Source organism: Saccharicrinis sp. GN24d3, from assembly GCF_052400645.1.
GTDB lineage: Bacteria > Bacteroidota > Bacteroidia > Bacteroidales > Marinilabiliaceae > Saccharicrinis.
The window spans coordinates 40764-59583 of sequence record NZ_JBQTGI010000020.1 but is presented as its reverse complement, the minus strand read 5'-3'; the positions used below and the strand labels follow the sequence as shown (position 1 = coordinate 59583).

12 protein-coding genes and 2 tRNA genes are annotated in these 18820 nt (G+C 35.2%); 10 read left to right on the top strand and 4 right to left on the bottom strand.

The genetic code is table 11. The annotated features are described in order from the left end of the window. Positions 1–153 precede the first annotated feature (153 nt). The 7 genes from ACT29I_RS20300 to ACT29I_RS20270 all read left to right on the top strand — a co-directional run bounded on the left by ACT29I_RS20300 (position 154) and on the right by ACT29I_RS20270 (position 11226). Positions 154–1029, top strand: coding sequence for an ArdC family protein (locus tag ACT29I_RS20300; protein WP_444794270.1), 876 nt, complete (start codon positions 154–156; stop codon positions 1027–1029). A 675-nt stretch (positions 1030–1704) separates the two neighbouring features. Then, a complete protein-coding gene (locus ACT29I_RS20295) occupies positions 1705–2934 on the top strand; it encodes an SIR2 family protein (protein WP_444794269.1) in 1230 nt (409 codons plus the stop codon). Next, positions 2931–5009 (top strand): ATP-binding protein, encoded by a 2079-nt coding sequence (locus ACT29I_RS20290; protein WP_444794268.1) that lies wholly within the window; start codon positions 2931–2933, stop codon positions 5007–5009. Before ACT29I_RS20295 ends, ACT29I_RS20290 begins: the two co-directional genes overlap by 4 nt. A 12-nt stretch (positions 5010–5021) precedes the next feature. Next, positions 5022–5303: a hypothetical protein gene (locus tag ACT29I_RS20285; protein WP_444794267.1), complete on the top strand. Its 282-nt coding sequence runs from the start codon at positions 5022–5024 to the stop codon at positions 5301–5303. Continuing rightward, positions 5290–5526, top strand: a complete 237-nt coding sequence (locus ACT29I_RS20280; protein WP_444794266.1) for a hypothetical protein — start codon at positions 5290–5292, stop codon at positions 5524–5526. Before ACT29I_RS20285 ends, ACT29I_RS20280 begins: the two co-directional genes overlap by 14 nt. Before the next feature lie 11 nt (positions 5527–5537). Further along, positions 5538–7067 carry an RNA-binding domain-containing protein gene (locus ACT29I_RS20275; RefSeq protein WP_444794265.1) on the top strand — a complete coding sequence of 510 codons (1530 nt, stop codon included), beginning with the start codon at positions 5538–5540 and terminating at the stop codon, positions 7065–7067. A 7-nt stretch (positions 7068–7074) separates the two neighbouring features. Then, complete coding sequence (locus ACT29I_RS20270) at positions 7075–11226, top strand: NACHT domain-containing protein (RefSeq protein WP_444794264.1); 4152 nt, start codon at positions 7075–7077, stop codon at positions 11224–11226. An 87-nt stretch (positions 11227–11313) separates the two neighbouring features. Here the strand turns inward: ACT29I_RS20270 and ACT29I_RS20265 are convergent, their stop codons facing one another. The 3 genes from ACT29I_RS20265 to ACT29I_RS20255 all read right to left on the bottom strand — a co-directional run bounded on the left by ACT29I_RS20265 (position 11314) and on the right by ACT29I_RS20255 (position 13012). After that, positions 11314–12531, bottom strand: a complete 1218-nt coding sequence (locus tag ACT29I_RS20265) for a site-specific integrase (protein WP_444794263.1) — start codon at positions 12529–12531, stop codon at positions 11314–11316. Between the two features lie 309 nt (positions 12532–12840). After that, positions 12841–12927, bottom strand: a tRNA-Ser gene (locus ACT29I_RS20260). Positions 12928–12936: 9 nt separating this feature from the next. Continuing rightward, positions 12937–13012 (bottom strand) — tRNA-Trp (locus ACT29I_RS20255). Positions 13013–13205: 193 nt separating this feature from the next. On the opposite strand from ACT29I_RS20255, the gene ACT29I_RS20250 reads away from it, so the two are divergent. Together ACT29I_RS20250 and ACT29I_RS20245 are read left to right on the top strand one after the other, a co-directional pair. Beyond that, a complete protein-coding gene (locus tag ACT29I_RS20250) occupies positions 13206–14087 on the top strand; it encodes a hypothetical protein (protein WP_430933960.1) in 882 nt (293 codons plus the stop codon). Between the two features lie 21 nt (positions 14088–14108). Then, positions 14109–15059: a phosphoribosylaminoimidazolesuccinocarboxamide synthase gene (locus ACT29I_RS20245; protein ID WP_444794262.1), complete on the top strand. Its 951-nt coding sequence runs from the start codon at positions 14109–14111 to the stop codon at positions 15057–15059. Between the two features lie 128 nt (positions 15060–15187). Here the strand turns inward: ACT29I_RS20245 and ACT29I_RS20240 are convergent, their stop codons facing one another. Then, positions 15188–15826 (bottom strand): carbonic anhydrase, encoded by a 639-nt coding sequence (locus tag ACT29I_RS20240; protein WP_444794261.1) that lies wholly within the window; start codon positions 15824–15826, stop codon positions 15188–15190. Between the two features lie 468 nt (positions 15827–16294). On the opposite strand from ACT29I_RS20240, the gene ACT29I_RS20235 reads away from it, so the two are divergent. Beyond that, the gene (locus ACT29I_RS20235; protein WP_444794260.1) at positions 16295–18790 is read left to right on the top strand and encodes an AsmA family protein; all 2496 of its coding nucleotides are present in this window, start codon (positions 16295–16297) and stop codon (positions 18788–18790) included. Positions 18791–18820 lie beyond the last annotated feature (30 nt).

The window sequence follows — 18820 nt, the reverse complement described above, 5'->3', positions numbered from 1 at the left end:
AGGGGCGGTTGCACTGTCCTTCGAATTTGTTCATTCCGAAAATACGGAATGACATAAACCCCTTGACTTATTTCTTTTCTGCTCAATGTAGCCTGCCATAAACCAATGGCGGGCCACATGCCAAAATAAATCCGCAGGGCAGCGGTGTTACTTATGAAAGCTTCAAAATCGGTTTATGAGATTATCAACGAAAGAATTATCGAGGAATTTGAAAACGGTATAGTTCCCTGGCGCAAACCATGGAAAAACTTTGATGGAAGTGGCGATTTTGTTCCACCGCAGAACTTTATATCAAGGATTCCTTATAAGGGAATCAACTTTGTGTTGTTGCTGAACAGGTTCGAGCAACCATATTATTTAACGTTCAACCAAATTAAATCCTTGGGAGGCAAAATTATTAAAGGCGAAAAGAGTTTTCCTGTGGTGTTCTGGAAACCTGTCGACCATGAGATAAAAGATAAGGATGGCAACATCGAGTTAGACAGAACGTATATCTTCAGGTATTACAAGGTGTTTAATATCACCCAGACCACCGGAATAGATTATGAACCTGTGGGTCTTGTAGAAAATATAGACGAACTTAAATTTGATAGGATTCAAAGAGCGGAAGACATCATAAAAGGATATAAGGATGGTCCCAGAATATTCTATGGAGGAAACGATGCATATTATTATCCGGCCACTGACCAGATTCATATTCCGGAACCAAAGTGTTTTGATAACCCAGAATCGTTTTTTAGCGTACTTTTCCACGAGGCGAGCCACAGCGTAGGGCATCCGTCAAGGTTAAACCGCAAAGGCATTGCAGAGGTCAATCACAGTGATGATCATGAATTGAGTTACGAGGAATTAATAGCAGAATTCTCGGCATCTTACTTATGTGGACATTGTGGCATTCATGAAACTACTATCAAAGAAAATGTTGCCTATATCCATAACTGGCTGTCAGTCCTTAATGAGCATGAAAAGTGGATTGTGAATGCGGCTAGTGCAGGGCAGAAGTCGTCGGAGTATATATTGGGGGTGTGAGCTCCTTTTAAACCTAAAAAAAGGTATAAATTATGATTTGTATCATTATGAAAACGCTTTTAGTTCACACTTAGTTTTTTAAAAAACTGTCTCAGGATAATATGGTAAAGAAGATATCTTAAGCACTTAGTTTTGGGAGGATGTCAATTTGAACGTGATGCCTCTATGCCGTAGTCTACTTGCTACTGCAGTTCGTTATCGGATTGGTATGTCTGGCTCGCCTCGCTAACTTTGTGATATCTCAGTCTACCATACCGAAATAAAAGAATAATCTAAATTAGAGTTTTTTTATATGTTGATAACTGTCAGAATATAAGTGATATTGTTAGTTCTGATCCTACTGTTACCACTATAATCTATAGCTCTTAGTCATATTATATTTATCTTTATCTAGATTTTTGAATTTTAGTAGAGGATATTCTACTTTACAACATTGCATTAAATATTTTCTATTTGATGTTAATTTGAGATGTATTGGTTTTAGTCGATTTGCATGACCAAAACTAATTTATTAGTAAAACTATATATGGTAATAGGCAAAGAAAGAAAGTGATGAAACAAGTAAAATCCATAAAGTAAAATCTAAAATATTTTAACCAAACTAAGAGATTCACTTTTGCCAAAGTTGATTTCAGGGGAGGTAGGAGTTAAATAACATCAAACTAACAATCAATTATGAGCAACATTAACTTTTTTCAAGGACAAAATGATTTATTATCAGAATTCGAATCTGGCGACAGTTTCGATAGAAGCGCTCTCAATAGTATAAAAGAAAAACTTAATGAGCTCTTCAATTTAAAAAATATTCATTTTCTAATTGGTTCTGGGACTAGTTGTCCTGCTATTCCCAATATGAAAGGATTAGCTGAAAAAGTGGATGAAAAAGTTGAATGGATTAGTAAAGCAGAACGAGTAATAAAAGAAGAGTATTTACATATTAAGAAGAGAGTTAAAGATAGTAGTAACCTTGAGGATATACTAGGAATTTTATATTCACATAAAATTTACCTTGATAACAGTAAAGTTTTTGATAAGATAAGAATATGCGATAGACTTATCGAAGCTATGGAATCTGAGATATTTAATAACATTAATGTCTCTGAAAAGGATGCTCATTACAATCAGACGCTCAATGTTTACCAAAACTTCTATCGTAGACTTGCGTTAAGAAATAAGGATTTATCAAGGCTAAATATTTTTACAACCAATAATGACTTATTTAATGAAACTGCATTAGATAGTTTAAATATCAATTACATAAATGGGTTTGGAGGAGGTTTGAATAAGTTTTTTAATCCAGCTTTTTTCAATTATACCTTTTCTAAGCGAATGGATACAAGTATAGGTAAATTTGAACCTGTTGAAAATATGGTTTACCTGTATAAAATTCATGGTTCAATAAATTGGATTGAAGATAATCAGAATTCAAATACTTATTTCAAGATAAAGGAGATAAATAATCCAGATAGAAAAAACAATAATGTTTTAATTTACCCAACGCCTACCAAGCAAAATAAAAGTTTGGGAAGTCCTTATGTTGAGCTATTCCGTGAGTTTCAGAGGAAATTGTTGGAGCCGCATAGTGTATTGTTCGTCATCGGATATAGTTTTAGTGATGAGCACATCAATAATGTTATATACCAGGCTTTAGCAACAAACTCCACAATTAGTGTAGTAGTATTAAATGATATTGAGGACAAGGCAATTACCAAAATTGAAGATAATAGGATTTACCGTATTTATGGTGAGGTTGAACGAGAAGAAAGTTCAGGAAAAAAGTATTCACAACCTATTCATTATTTCAATTTTATAGTAGATGAATTACTACCCAATATTGACACAACAAAAGCGGAAGATTCTTTAACCGAATTTATACAGTTTTACCATAAAAACTTATCAAAATGAAAATTGGAAAGGTTATTTCGGTAGAATACGATAAGTTTAGAGTAAAATTATTTCACGAAACGAGAAACTCCACTGTTAATTTAAATGGTCAGGTGTATTATTTTGGAAATATAGGCAGTTACTTAAAGACCATTAATCCAACTGGTGACAACATTATTTGTGAAGTTATTGCTGTTCTTGACAATAATTTGGATAGTAAAGTATTCTCGAATTATAATCTAGATAGCTCAAGAGAGTTAGTAATTAAACCCATAGGAACTCTTACTAAAGGAAATGATTTCAATATGGGGGTTGGTATATTTCCGTCAATATATAGTGATGTTAGTATTGTAACAATAGAGGATATAAAAGCAATCTTATCTCCAGTTAACAGTCTAAAAGAAGAAATACAGGGAGGAGTACATCAAGAAGTTGAGATTGGTAAAAGCAAGAACATGATTAACTATAAAATCAATCTCAATATTAATAAGTTATTTAATATTCATACAGCTGTATTAGGCAATAGTGGTAGTGGCAAATCAAATACGATTGCTCATATATTGCAAGAAGTGTATAGAAAAGAAGCTAATCATGCAAATGGTGCTAAAACTATTCTATTTGATGTCAATGGAGAATACCATAGAGCTTTTTATGGTGGGCTATTTGAAGAGATTGGAACTTCATTTCTTAAACCAAATACAAATGCAGATTCGCATGGTTCATTTTTACTTCCCTATTATTTAATGAATTTGGATGAATGGTTAGCGTTTCTAATGGCATCAGAAAGAACTCAGAAGCCTTTCTGGGAACGGGTATTACAGGAATGTTTTAAATTTTACAAAATTTTCAATCCTGACGAAGGAACAAAGGAGACAAAAAAATTTGTTAATTACATTAAATGGAAAGTTCGCAATATCTTATTAAATATTTTATCACAGGTTGATAGCGATACAACAAAAATGACCGCTGCTAAAGGAGCTATTACTCAGATTAAGAAAACTTATACAGATTTTAATGGAGAAATAGACGAAGAATTGCATAACGACCTTATGAACTTCTTGGAGACGTGTAATGACCTATGTCTTATAAGCTTTGGTAGCAACAATGATTCTCTTTCTCATGCACTACCGAATTTCATAAAAGGTGAGACAGATAAGTTTGTTAGTGTTTCACCAAGAAGGGAAAGAGGGAATATAGTTGGATATGACACCGAAGTAATAGATACTCATGACGAAACTGTATTTAAACAAATAGATGAAATTCTTGCTATACAAACAGATAGTGAAAGATTAAGACCTGGAGAATATTTCGATTATAATTTCTTGCAAACTGCAGTAGATATAGTTCTTTTGGAAGAAGAAGCAAGAGGTAATGGAAGAATTCGAGAATTTACATCAACAGTGTTAAGTCGTTTAGATTATTTTCTTCATAACCCTGATTGTGATTTCATGAGGGATAATTCAACTGTATTCAAGGATAGTATAGAATATCTAGAAAATCATTTGGCAACAAAATTAGATAATGACTCTGATCAGTTGGTATTGATTGATTCGAGTGAGGTAGGTAATGATGTTTTGGAGTTAATGACTAGTGTAGTTAGTCGGATGATTTTTGAATTTAGGAAAAGTAAACGAGGTGATGACAGAAGAAAATCCCCGGTGCACTTGATTCTTGATGAAGCACATAGATATATAAAGAAGGATGCAGACTATATTTTGAAGGAGAATATATTTGAGCGCATTGCAAGAGAAGGGCGTAAGTTCTCTTTATACTTGCTTATTTCATCTCAGAGACCTTCTGAGTTATCCAGTACAGTATTATCTCAATGCGGTAACTATATAATTCACAGGATTCAGAACGAAGTAGATATGAAATATATTTATTCAGTATTACCATATTATTCAGATGATTATTCAACAAAAATTAAACAAGCTGTCCCAGGGGAGGCTTTAATTTTTGGCAATTGTGTTCCAATGCCACTACAAGTAAAAATAAATAGAGCTAATCCTGACCCAAACAGTGAGAATTGTAATATTAGTAATGAATGGTTTAAAATAAAGAAAGAGAAAGAAGAAGCTGTTGAAGAGAAAATTTAAAGTTTTTATAGAATGGAATTTGGATTAAAAGATGTTGTTTATTTAATAATGATGGCAGGAGGTATTCTAGCTTCTTTTTTGGGTACACGACATAAACTTAAAGAATATATTAGAGATAGGGCAGAAGGACTGCAAAAAGAAGTTCATCGTTTGGAGTTACAAATCTCTGATTTAAAAAAGAAGGACGAATTGCAACAGCAAGTAATTGATACAGTTGGGGATCAAATGAAAGAGTTAATCCCTGCAATACTTAGTGCATTAAAACAAAAAGAACAAGTAAATGAAAAATATTGAATATCAACGTTTGCTTGACCTTAAAGAGAAGATTGATAATAAAGAGGCAAGCCCCAAAGACCTTAAGGATTACATGCTTATCATGTATGAAAATGGGCATATTACAGAAAAACAATATAAGGACTTTATAAGTAATAAAAATACGGATGACTTAATTAAAGCCGCCATTACCATTGGAGGAGTTTTATTGGCTGCATGGTTAATTCAGAAGTTGTTTGAGTAAAGAATAAAACAATGAGCATACTAACCAGCATAGAAGAATTACTATCCGGAAAAAAGGTAGAGGGAAGCAGAATGGAGTTTAAGGAGGATTGGAACCCAACTACCATTATGCGAACAGTATGTGCTTTTGCCAATGATTTTGAGAATCAGGGAAGCGGATATATTATAGTTGGGGTAAAAGAAGAAAATGGCAAACCTGTTCGTCCAGTTTTGGGATTTAATCCTGATGCTTTGGAGAAAGTGGAGAAAGAAATGGTAGGTTATAGCAACCTTGTTCAACCAGGTTACATGCCACGTCTGTCATTGGAAGAAATTGATGGTAAACATGTATTGGTGATTTGGGTTCCTGCGGGTAGTAACCGTCCTTACAAAGTACCAGATGATGTTAAGGTAAAAAAGCATAAAACATACAACTTTCGTATTAGGGTGAATTCAAATACTGTTATTCCTAACGAAGAACAGGAATCTGAATTGATTCAACTTACCGCCAAGATACCTTTTGATGACAGGGTTAATACTCATGCCAGTGTCAATGATTTGGACTTTGGCCTGATGCGTGAGCACTTATATCAGACAAAAAGTAAATTGCACAGCGAAAGTGCCACAATGAAAGTAGAGGAGCTGGCAGAGGCCATGAATCTATGTCAGGGAGCCGAAGAGCATCGTTTTCCTAAAAATGTAGGATTGTTGATGTTTTCAGATAATCCTAAAAAGTTTTTTCCGGCAGTTCAGATTGATGTAGTTGAATTTCCCGAAGGTGCCGGAGCCAAGCAATTCGAAGAGAAGACCTTTGATGGTCCCATTCAGAAGCAGTTGACTGATGCACTATCTTACCTAAAAGCCAATGTAATTAAAGGAAAGGTGATTAAATATGCCGATAGAGCAGAAGCCGACCGGATTCAGAACTTTCCCTACGATGCACTTGAAGAAGCCCTGGCCAATGCTGTATATCATCGCAACTACGAACTCAGAGAACCCATTGAAGTAAGGGTTTTACCAACAGCTATAGAAATAATCAGTTACAATGGGGTTGATCCTTCTTTAAAGCAAACCGACTTTGAAAAAGGAAGAAGTATAAGAACCAGACGTTACCGCAACCGAAGGATAGGTGAATTTCTTAAAGAACTTGAACTGACCGAAGGTAGAGGAACCGGTCTACCAACCATTTACGGAGGTATGAAAAATAACGGCTCCCCAAAGCCTTTATTCGATACCGATGAACCTGATAGAAGATATTTTGTATGCGAACTGCCTATTCATCCTGATTTCTTGGAAGAAATTGAGCAAGATGAAGTTAATGAAGAAGGTGGGTCAATAGGTGGGGTAATAGGTGGGTCAATTGAATTAACGCCTCGACAATTGGATGTATTAAAATTAATTGAGCAAAATAATAAAATCTCAATAACCCAAATTGCTAAAGAGCTGAATATAAAAAGTAGTTCTGCTGTAGATAAACATGTTGAAGCCTTAAAGTCAAAAGGTGTTTTAGAAAGAAAAGAAGGAACCAGAGGTTATTGGCAGATTAACCCACCTAAGAAATAAGTATATTATGCTAATCGAAACTATCCTAACTGGCGAAACTTTAAAATCATTTATAACTGGGCTTCTGGTAAGCTTCGTAACTGATGGAGGAAAAAAACTACTTAAAAAGTTATCGGGAGATAACACGATGTCTGACAAGATTGAAAAAGCCTATGAGGAAGCAGTACGCAAATGGACCAAAAATGAAAGTACACGTAAATCTGAATTAATTCACCTCTCTAACCGCAAGGAACAGCTAGTTCAGGTCATACTTAGAAAGTCTTTAGATAAGGAGGTAGATAATAACATTAAATTACTGCTAGATCTTTTTAAAGAGGAACTAATGAAAAGTAATGCCTACTATCTGCTTATAGATTGTTATTTTGAACATTTTGTTAGTGAAAACATAATTTTAAATAAAAAAGTTGATTCTCTAATTAATGCACAAGAGCAGCTTAAAGCAATTGTTATTGACGCAATTAAAGAATTACGATTGAAGTCGCCCGAAAACTTCCTTCCATTATCAGAGACGACTTCTAAAACAAGTACTAATAGAAAAGCCCCTGGTTGTTTTTTAAAGCAAATCGATGGAGCAGAAGTATACATTCCGAGGAGCGCAACTGATCAAAAAGAATTAAATAATATTTCAATAAATACAGAGGGTAAGCAAAGGATAACTTTGCAAGATATTATTAAAGTAGAATCTCGCATAGTTCTACTAGGCAGTGCAGGAATGGGGAAATCTATCGAGCTAAAAGAAACCGCAATTGCTTTAGTTAAATCCGGGGAGTATTACCCTATTTTTATTTCACTCAATACATATACTTCAGAAGATTCAATAGAGGATATCTTACCTGACCATTGGACTGAAGTGCCACAAGATCAAATTGTACTATTCCTTGATGGTTTTGATGAAATTGAACCTTCGGAATTGAATAAGGCCAAAAGAAGAATAGCCAGTTTTTCAAAAAAGCATAAAGAAATTAAGATTGTATTAAGCTGCAGAACAAATTTTTATGACTTATCAATTAATACAGGCGAAGGAACGATAAGAGGATATAAGGAGTTTTTTCTGCAGGAACTTAGTGTTAAGGATGTTAAGGATTTTGTAGATCAACGGTATCCTTTTAACGGCGAGGAGTTTATATATACTATTTATTCTAATAAATTAGAAGACATTGCTTTTAACCCCTTTTTCTTACAGCTTATCTTAAAAAAATATGATCCCAATGTGCCTAAGCAGCAATTAAAAAGAACTGACTTGTTTAGAGATTTCATAGAATCCAGATTTAGTTGGGATAGTGTTCATTTCGAGGAAACGATGGAACTAAGGGATGAAAAGTATAAAGCATTATCATTGCTCAGAAAAATTTCATTAGCAATGGAGACTGCAGGAGTCCGCGTTATTGAGGAAAAAGATTTGAGAGAGTTGATAAGTGAAACAAATGAATTTAAACTAATCAAATATTGTACAGTATTCACAAAAGATGAAGCAACAGGCAACAGATGGAAATTCGAACATAATTATTTTCAAGAATTTTTGTGTGCAGAACTTTTATCGCAACAAGATTTTGAAACAGTAAAGTCGTTTATATCTCACAAGAAACTAGATAAAGTATTGCCTACTTGGTTTAATACGGTAGCACAATTAATAAGTATTCTTAATTCCGAAGGAATACTTTTTAAGAAACTAATAAATTGGTTGGTACAAAATGATTCGGAAGTCCTTGTGAACGTTGAAAGGGAGAAATTGTCTCCTTCAATCAGGAAAGAAATATTTAAACAGATATTTGAATACTACAGAGGTAAAAAAATATGGATTGACTCCAATAAATTTAATGATACCAACTTAGCTTATTTTGGGCAGTCTAACGAATCAATAGATTATATTTTAAGCATAGCAATGGATTGCGATGAACCCCGAATTAACAGGATGAACGCACTTTATGTTATGCGAGGTTTTACATTAGATGAATATCCTTCTATTTCAACCATAAAAGAGAACCTTCTTTCTTTACTTGAAGAAAAAATTAATGATCATAATTTTGCTTACTCTGTTATTCGTACAATTACCAACTTTAAATTTAGAGATAGAACCTTTGAGTATAAAATCTTCGAATTAGTTAAGCATAAAAAGTCCAGAAATATACGTGCTGCAATGTATAGTTATCTCGCAGAAGGTGTTGATTTTGAAAAACATGTAAAATATTTCCTCGAAGGATATACTTTACTTAAAAAAGGACATCCGGAAAGAGGTCATGTAAGATTGATTGATGAAGACTTAAGTTTAAAAAGGGGCATTATGCTTTTTAAATCTCCTAAAGCTTTAAAAAATATAATAGCATATTGCATAGAACACAACTTTCTGGAACATTCAAGTGATAGTAAGGAATTATATGAGAGTATAATCTCAAATTGCGTTGATGCTTTTAACCAAGACCAATCTATCTACCATGATGTGTTTCAATTTATGAAGCATCATTCTAAACGATACCATTCTCTTCAGTTTAGTATAGTTCTTAGTTTTTTCACTCAAACGGGAACCAGAGACATGGCATTTTATTCTGTTTTGGATTCCTTTAATGAGGGAGAAGGTAAGTATACGTCATATATTCAACTTGCGGGTTTAATTACAGAAGCTGATTTTGTAACAGTGCTTACTAAAAAACTAGGCGATGATTTTATTAATAGGTTATATTGGGATATCTACAATATAAATGTTGACTTGGCAGAATCCTTTAAGGTAAAAGTTAAAGAACTGTCAGGTTATGAAATTCCAATTACTGAACGAATTGACTGGGATTCAGTAAATAGACAACGAGTTCAGGATTCTTTTAATCTTCTATTTGATTTTAGTGCATTCCAAATAGAAGTATTAAGAGTTTTTGGTGACAAAAACGTTTTAACGGAAGATGAGCTTTGGGAAGTAAGAAGAAACAACCGAAGGGTTGATTTAGAGGAGTTATATGTTGGTTCTGCATTGGATTTTATACGAGAATTCACCACACCTGTTGAAAAAACAGAAGTCAAAAGTTGGTTTCCTAAAAATGAAGGAGCCTATGAAAATATGGTTATAGGTGAATTATATCAATACATTAAAAATCACAAGAATTTAGAAGTTGAAAAGTATCAAATAGCTTTTATTAAGAATTGGTACGATAAGAATATAGAAACGGTAGATTTTACAAAGGCAATTACCCATAATGAAGACGGTAGCTTTACAATTAATGATTATTCATGCTACCTTACTTTTTTTATGTGTAAGTTCTCTTTTAACTGTAAAACAAATATTTTGCTCGATATGTTGTCCTTTACTCTTGGAGACACAATTGGTTTAGAAACTATTTCTTTGGATTATATCGTTGAAAATATTGAAGATAAGAGCCTTGTTGATAGCCGGATTATAGATAATCTAACAAAGCACACGCTTGATGACTTCTCAACTTATAAAGCGCATGTTGAGTATGCCTTAATAAATAATCTAGAGACTTGCTATGGAACTATAGTCGAAGACCTGGTGACAATGGAAGGGAAGTATTATCAGAAGAATAACATTGTTGATTTATTAATTAAATCCAATATTGATATTTCATTGCTTGAAAATTGCAGTTCTCGACTTGAGATTAATTTACGTCTTTATCTTTTAAGGAAGTTATTAACACTTAACAAGAAAGAGTTTGTAATTAATCATTTGTTGGAAATTGATTCAACTTCCTACAATATTGATGTTCAATGTGAAATTAACAAACTATTAATATCTACTGGGCAAATTGAAGGGTTAATCCGCTCAATTAATTGGATCAAGAAAACTAACCGTAATCCTTTTAGTCAAAATGGACAAAGCCTTACATATTACAAAGATATAGCAGTTTTGCCTCAATTTAAAGAATTGCTGGAATTATCTTATAACGAAAATATTAAGTGCGATCATGAGTTTGATAATCTCTTAAGGTTTGTTGTTGGCGGTCTTGAAGAACTTGCGCTGGTATCGCAATATAACTTTGAGGTAGTTATTGGATGTCTAGAAGATTTTATTACTACAAATAAAGAAACGTTTAAAAATGTAGAGTTTCTAAATATGTCAATTGAAGTTATTCGAAGAAAGTACTATGAAAAATTAGTAGTTAAACATGATATGCTTTCAGCAAAAGAAAAGATAAATGCACTAATAAATGAATGATTATTAAATTGTTAAATCCTGGATGTATTTAACCTTTGTCTATCTCGGTTTTAAATGAACCAATGATTTTGTAGAGGTCATGTATGATTACAAAATCTTCTTCCTCAACTCATTCATATCCTGACTGACTTTTTCGTTGATCACCTTAGAATAAATTTGGGTTGTTCTTATATTTTTATGACCCAACATTGAACTGATAGATTCAATTGGCACACCATTGGCCAGTGTTACAGTTGTGGCAAAGGTATGCCTGGCTATATGAAAGGTTAGTGTTTTGTCAATAGAGGCAATATCGGCAAGCTCTTTTAAATATGCGTTTAATTTTTGATTACTGAGGTGGGGGAGAACATGGTCTTCCGTTTTCTTTGCAGGATAAAATTTATATTTTTCGATGAGAGCTAATGCGTGTGGTAGCAAAGGAACATTTGAAGGGACTTTGGTTTTTTGGCGTTGGGTAATTATCCATAAGTTACCATCTATACCTTTTCTGATATTATCCATTGTTAGATTGGCAACATCAATGTATGCTAAGCCTGAATAACAAGAGAATACAAATAAATCCCTGACTATATCTAACCGAGGAATAGATATTTTAAGTTCCCTTAGTTTTTTCAATTCTTCTTTGGTCAGAAATTCTCTTTTTACTTCGACAAGGGAGGTCTTATATTTTGCAAAAGGGTCTTTATCCAGCCATTCGTTTTTAACTGCAATGTTGATTACTTTTTTGAAATTTTTGATGTATTTATAAGTCGTATTATTGTTGCACTTACGGACGGTTCTAAAATAATGTTCCAGATCCGTAATAAAAGAATACTTGATATGATTTAAAGCTATATCCTTTTGGATATACTGGTGGTGGATAAACTTTTTAATGTGATCAAGAGTTGTAACGTACCTTTGTATTGTTGCAGGTGAGTATGAAATTCCAGATAATTCTGATATTTGCTTGTTATGATATTCAAAAACTTCAATGAGTGTTTTTTTATTTTCCTCTATGCCAAGAAATCTTGATTTAAGTGTTTTTGCCGTAATGTGTTCGCCATTTTTTATCATCTGGGTATGATGTTCTAAAACTTGAGCTTTAAGAATATCTAAAAACTGATTGGTTTGAACTCCGCCCTTTTTTTTAGGGAATGCCTTGTTTAATTTACTGTCCCAGTTTGTTGGAATAATATATCTACCTGTAGCAATTTCGACCCTTTCCTGATCTACAACTAAGCGCATGTATATAGGAGCCTCACCGTGTTTGTTGGTTTTATTCTTTCTTATAAGATAATATATATTTAGTATTGAAAAAGAGCTCATATACTAACGATTTTGAATAGACAATGACCGATTTACTTTCGGATTATAAATAAATGCCTAAAAGAGTTCACCCAAGTTACGAAAAAATGAGTTGAATTCAAAATAAAATTCTAAAGTTAGTGTTGTTTAGTGTGTATTAATTCAGTTTGTTACAGTGTTTCTGGTGACCTAATTGGGAGTGGTGAATAGGTCACCGGAGAGTTCACGTTTCTAGTGGTTTTAAATGCATTTATTTGTACTGTGCAAAAACAAGAAAGCCTGTAAATCGTTTGATTTACAGACTTTTGGTGTAATTTGTGATTTACTCTGCGGAGAGGGGGGGATTCGAACCCCCGGTACCCTCACGGGTACACACGCTTTCCAGGCGTGCACAATCGGCCACTCTGTCACCTCTCCAAGTTTTGTTGGCACGGAATAAGAGACTCGAACTCCTGACACCTGGTTTTGGAGACCAGTGCTCTACCAGCTGAGCTAATCCCGTGTGTGCGTATGTGGCTTTGATTTTGCGCTGACAAAAATAGAATTTAATTTTACAATTACATACGCTATGCCGAAAAAAAACACGCCTAAATCTTAAATAGACTGGTTTCCAATAGGCTTTTTTTTATCTTTGCGGCAATAGAAAGTACTAGAACTATATAAAAATACGCTATTAAAATTTTAAACATATTTTTATGAGATTATTTAAGGGTTTTATTGTTGCAAGTGTAATGTTAGGGGTATTAAATAGTTGTAGTCCTGTAAAAAAATTAGATGCTTCTAAAGTGGCTGCCATGGCTACCTATGATAGTCAAAACTATTCTCAAGCGTACAACCAGCTATCTGCACTAATTAGCAACTATAACATGGCCAACATAAAGGTCCCCCACGATATATATCTTAAGGCTGCCGATTGTGCTTCAAGGCTAAAAAACTTTGATGGTGCCGCTGGCTATTTTTCGCAGGCACTGAACGATAGCGTTACCCTGAAAGGCGTAAAAGGCTATATAGGGAGTATAAAAGGGCTGGGCGACAACAGGATGTTAAGTTCGGTTTTAAGCAAATATTCCGGTTTTTTAAATGAGAATGGTGAGGGAGACTATCTTACCAAAGCGCAATTTGACATTGCTTTAAATGAGAAGGACAATAATGCTATTTTAAGTACATTCCCAAAGTTAAAAAACACCAACGAAGAGCAAAGTATGGCTTATCTGTCAGCGCTAGAGGAGGCTGGCAACAAGAAAGAAGCACTGGATTTCTGTAGTAAATTGGTTAACGAGAATCCTTCGTATAATCAAGCCAAAGAATGGAAAGCAGTGTACTATTATACTATGGCCGAGGAAGGGTACCAAAGCGAAATGGCCAAGTATAACCAAAACAAAACCTATACGGCCTACGTTTATCTGAAACGTGATTTGAAAAAGGTTTCGGCTAACTACAGGGTTTCCAAAGGGCTTTTTGAGGATTTAAGGAAACAATATCCATCGGAAAAAAAATATGTCAAATATTTGAAAAATATTTATTTGCGATTGGAGATGAAGCCGGAGGCTGCTGCCATGGAAAAACTTTTACAATAATAAATTATAATTTTTTGAGAAATGAGTAAAGCAATTGTTCAAAACGATTTCAATTTCCCAAAGCAAAAGGGACATTATGTAGGTAAAGTTCGCGACGTGTATAACATCGACGATCAGTATTTGGTGATGGTGGTTTCGGACAGGATTTCAGCTTTTGATGTTGTGTTGCCCAAAGGTATTCCTTATAAGGGGCAGGTTTTGAACCAGATTGCTGAAAAGTTTTTAGATGCGACTTCTGATATTGTTCCTAACTGGAAGGTGGCTACTCCTGATCCAACGGTTACGGTAGGTCATTATTGCGAACCATTTCCGGTAGAGATGATTGTACGTGGTTATTTAACCGGAAGTTCATGGCGTTTATACAAGGAAGGCGGCCGTGATATTTGCGGTGTGCCATTGGTAGAAGGTTTAAAAGAACACCAGGCTTTTCCTGAACCCTTGCTAACGCCAACAACAAAGGCTGAGCAAGGGGAACATGACGAGAATATCTCGCGTGAGGAAATCATTCAACAAGGTTTGGTTTCAGAAGAAGACTACGTGGAGCTGGAACGTATTTCATTGGAATTATTCAAGCGTGGTTCAGAAATGGCTAAAGAAAAAGGACTCATACTTGTTGATACAAAATATGAGTTTGGTAAAAAAGACGGAAAAATCTACTTAATCGATGAGATCCATACGCCTGATTCTTCCCGTTACTTCTATGCAGATGGATACCAGGAACGTTTTGATAAAGGTGAAAATCAAAAACAGTTATCAAAAGAATTTGTGCGCGAATGGTTAATGGAGAATGGATTTCAAGGCAAAGAAGGACAAAAGGTGCCGGAAATGACAGAAGAGTTTGTGAACCAGGTCAGCGCGCGTTATATTGAATTATACGAAAGTATTACAGGAGATAAATTCGTTAAGGAAGATGTCAGCAACGTGATCGCTCGCATCGAAAAGAACGTAAACGATTACCTGGCTGGTTTGTAATAATCCCGGTATCTACAATATAAAAGGATGTTCTGATTAACTTCGGAGCATCCTTTTTTTTTATCCATTCATTACGCGAATTTAACGAATGGATTTGCTTGTTAAAACTGCGAAACAGTCAAATTATGTCATTGGTTTGGGTTGGACAATATATCGGTAAGTGGATTAATCAGGCCGGTTTCAATTTCAAATATCCAGCCGTGTAATTGAAGCTCTTGTCCTTTGTCCCAGGCATGCTGAACGATAGATGTGGAAGCTAGTTTTTCAATTTGCCGCTCCACGTTTATTTCACACATACGGTTGATTCTTCCTTTTTCGTTATCAATCGCTTCTATCTCGGCTTTATATTTTTTGTACGCATCTTTAATGCTCGAGAGCCAGTCACCCAGATATTCATCGTTGTTTTTTTCCATGGCTGCGATTACACCACCGCAACCATAATGGCCGCAAACAACAATATGTTTTACTTTCAGATAGTCAACGGCGTATTTAATAACACTCATAAGGTTCGAGTCGTTGGTGATAATCTGGTTGGCGATGTTTCTGTGAACAAAGAGTTCCCCGGGATCTGTTTGGGAAACCCCGGCGGCAGGTACCCTGCTATCTGAACAACCAATCCATAGATAATCCGGGGACTGACCTAAAGCCAGACGTTTAAAATAATCTTTGTCCTTATCGGTCATTGATTTAGCCCAAGCTTTGTTGGCCACTAAAATATCATCATACGATTTTTCGCGTTTTTCTACGTGATTCTTATCTATTTGCATATTATGGTATTTTAAATGCCCATTACCTACCTCTGATACATAACCCGGGCTTAACGGTCCGTTTTATTAATGCGATCACGAATATAAAAGTATGCATTTTAATTAAGCAATCAGTCAAACAAATGTTTAGTCTGAATACTGATTTTTGAACTTTACTTTGAAATATTCATATTTTGTCTGATTTTTGCTTGAGCGTTAGGCAAGTTTTATATGTTTAAAAATTCGTGTCGACGTACAATATTTGAGCCCGGCCTGATTTTTCGGGAATGGACCAGCATAACCTGCTCCGCGGAATGATAGAAAACTGCCGGTGTTAAATTTTTAAAGGCCCGGCCATGCCGGTTTTATTAATTATAGTTTAAAACAAATTTCAATTATAGATGATAAGTATTATTGTTTAACTTTGGTTATGCAATTTTAATAAGTACAACCGTTATTAAAAATAGAATAATAAACAACTCAGTATATATGAAGAAGTTTTTAAAAATCACAGGTGGAATAGTCCTCTTTATCCTTATATTATTAATGGTTACCCCCCTGTTTTTTAAGGGTAAAATTGAACGGTTAGTTAAGGAAGAGGTGAATAATCAAGTTGTTGCGAAGGTAGATTGGGGAAAGTTTTCCCTCTCACTGATAAAAGATTTTCCGAATATCTCGGTGGGGATGTCCGGGTTAAGTGTTGTTGGGGTCGATAAATTTGAGGATGATACCCTGCTGTACCTAAATGAATTTGCGTTGTCGGCGGATTTGATGAGCGCCATGGGTGGAAGTTTGTCGGTAGAACATATTCTTTTGGACAAACCGATGATTCATGCCAAAGTATTGGCCGATTCCACGGTAAATTGGGATATTTATAAGGCTACCGGAGAAATAGAAGAAGTAGAAACTGCGGACGCGGAAAGTAGTGATTTTACCATCAGGTTAAAAAGTTTTGAAGTAAAAGATGCCATCATCACTTATGTGGACGAAACGATGGACCTGGAAGCAGCCATCCACAACCTACATTTAAATCTTTCGGGTGATATGTCGGCTGCCACGACCAACCTTATGTTGGAAAGTTCCATTGAGGCCGTAAACGTGAGCATGGAAAAAACCAAATATCTTAACCAGGTAAAGGTAAGTCTGGTTGCGGGTATTTTGGCTGATATGACCAATATGGTATTTACCTTTGAGGAAAATGATTTGATGGTGAACGATCTTAATCTTGGATTTGACGGTCATGTGGGAATGCTGGACGAAGGCTATCATCTGGATCTGAAGTTGGGGGCCAAAGAAACTACATTTAAATCCTTGTTGGCCTTGGTTCCCAAAGAATTTTTAACCGATTTGGAAGGTGTCCAGACTCAAGGGACCCTCACGCTGGAAGCTACAACAAAAGGTATTTATAAAGATACAGATAACCTGCCGGCCTTTGACGCTATATTGAAAGTCAATAATGGTCAAATCAAATATCCCGATCTGCCAAAATCTATCAACGACATCAATATTAATGTTGTGGTCAATAATCCCGGAGGATCACCGGATAATACGGTAACCAATATTGAGAAGTTCCATTTCGAATTGGGTCAAAATCCTTTTGATGCTTCCTTGTTACTGAAAACACCCGTTAGCAATGCCCGGTTTAAAGGAGGTATGGTCGGTGTAATCGATTTGGGATCATTGAAAGATGCCATTCCAATGGATAGCTTCGACATTAAAGGTGTTGTGGATGCCGATGTGACTTTGGACGGTAATATGGAGATGATCGAAAAAGAAGATTATGAATCGGTTCAGGTGAATGGTAAAATGAAACTGGACGACTTTGAGTATACAAGCACCGGTTTACCCAAAGTTACTATTAGTGAGGCCTTGATGACGTTTAGCCCGAAAAGTATAGCCTTGAATAAGTTTGTTTGTAACGTTGGGAGATCGGATTTTGACTTGAGTGGTAAAATAGAGAACTATTTGCCATACCTATTTAAAGATGAAACGATCAAAGGCTCCTTAATGCATTCGTCTCATCTATTAGATGTAAACGAATTTTTGGAAGGGTTTGAAGAGGAACAAGCTAATGCAGCGGAAGACACTACTGCCCTCGAGCTTTTTGAAGTGCCCAAAAATATAGATTTTGTGTTCACATCATCTTTTGGAAAGATAGTATACGATAAGTTAACGATCAATAATACGAAAGGTAAGATAACGGTTAAAGATGGGAGAGTTGTATTAAACGGAATGTCCATGAAGCTGCTGGATGGCGAGATGAAGATGGCCGGGGAGTACAACACGCAAGATGTGAAGAAACCTTTTGTCGATTTTATTTTTGATGCAGGGAATATCGATATAACCAAAACAGCCAATTCGTTTAGTATCATCGACTCATTAATGCCTATTGCCAAGAGCTCCAAAGGGCAATTTTCGGCCGACTTTAAATACAATAGCTTACTAGACAGAGAGATGATGCCAGTGATTGCCTCCATTACCGGAGGTGGAAACCTGAAATCGAAAGCTATTGAGGTAAGCAATTCCAAAGTGCTGAATAACATGGCTGACTTGCTTAAAAAGGAAAAATACCGTAAAATGAAAGCCGAGGATTTAGATATCAACTTTATCATGAAAGATGGTAAAATAATTGTTGAACCTTTTACGGCAAAGGTATTTGGAAGTAGGATAGAGGTAAGTGGGGAGCAGGGGTTTGACCAATCTTTAAATTATGTGGTTAAAACACCCGTTTCTCGCAAGGACATAGCAGGTGCTATGAGTTTTCTGGGGGGTGGTTTTTCTACCTCGGGTGATGATGTGATGGTGGACGTTATTGTTAAAGGTACCGCCAAAGATCCAAAACTCAGTCTCGATCTTGCCGAAGCTAAAAAGCAAGTGGGTAAGGAGTTGGAAAAGGAAGCCGAAAAAGTGGTGAAGGATATCCTGAAAGATGATAACGTAAAAAACGCCATCGAAGGCCTTTTCGGTAAAAAGAAGAAAAAATAATTGAACCCGGATTATGCATTAGCACTTCGT

Bases quoted from the DNA above. Each gene is read 5' to 3' on its own strand.
- ACT29I_RS20300 (WP_444794270.1), top strand. From the start codon at position 154: ATGAAAGCTTCAAAATCGGTTTATGAGATTATCAACGAAAGAATTATC.
- ACT29I_RS20295 (WP_444794269.1), top strand. From the start codon at position 1,705: ATGAGCAACATTAACTTTTTTCAAGGACAAAATGATTTATTATCAGAA.
- ACT29I_RS20290 (WP_444794268.1), top strand. From the start codon at position 2,931: ATGAAAATTGGAAAGGTTATTTCGGTAGAATACGATAAGTTTAGAGTA.
- ACT29I_RS20285 (WP_444794267.1), top strand. From the start codon at position 5,022: ATGGAATTTGGATTAAAAGATGTTGTTTATTTAATAATGATGGCAGGA.
- ACT29I_RS20280 (WP_444794266.1), top strand. From the start codon at position 5,290: ATGAAAAATATTGAATATCAACGTTTGCTTGACCTTAAAGAGAAGATT.
- ACT29I_RS20275 (WP_444794265.1), top strand. From the start codon at position 5,538: ATGAGCATACTAACCAGCATAGAAGAATTACTATCCGGAAAAAAGGTA.
- ACT29I_RS20270 (WP_444794264.1), top strand. From the start codon at position 7,075: ATGCTAATCGAAACTATCCTAACTGGCGAAACTTTAAAATCATTTATA.
- ACT29I_RS20265 (WP_444794263.1), bottom strand. From the start codon at position 12,531: ATGAGCTCTTTTTCAATACTAAATATATATTATCTTATAAGAAAGAAT.
- ACT29I_RS20250 (WP_430933960.1), top strand. From the start codon at position 13,206: ATGAGATTATTTAAGGGTTTTATTGTTGCAAGTGTAATGTTAGGGGTA.
- ACT29I_RS20245 (WP_444794262.1), top strand. From the start codon at position 14,109: ATGAGTAAAGCAATTGTTCAAAACGATTTCAATTTCCCAAAGCAAAAG.
- ACT29I_RS20240 (WP_444794261.1), bottom strand. From the start codon at position 15,826: ATGCAAATAGATAAGAATCACGTAGAAAAACGCGAAAAATCGTATGAT.
- ACT29I_RS20235 (WP_444794260.1), top strand. From the start codon at position 16,295: ATGAAGAAGTTTTTAAAAATCACAGGTGGAATAGTCCTCTTTATCCTT.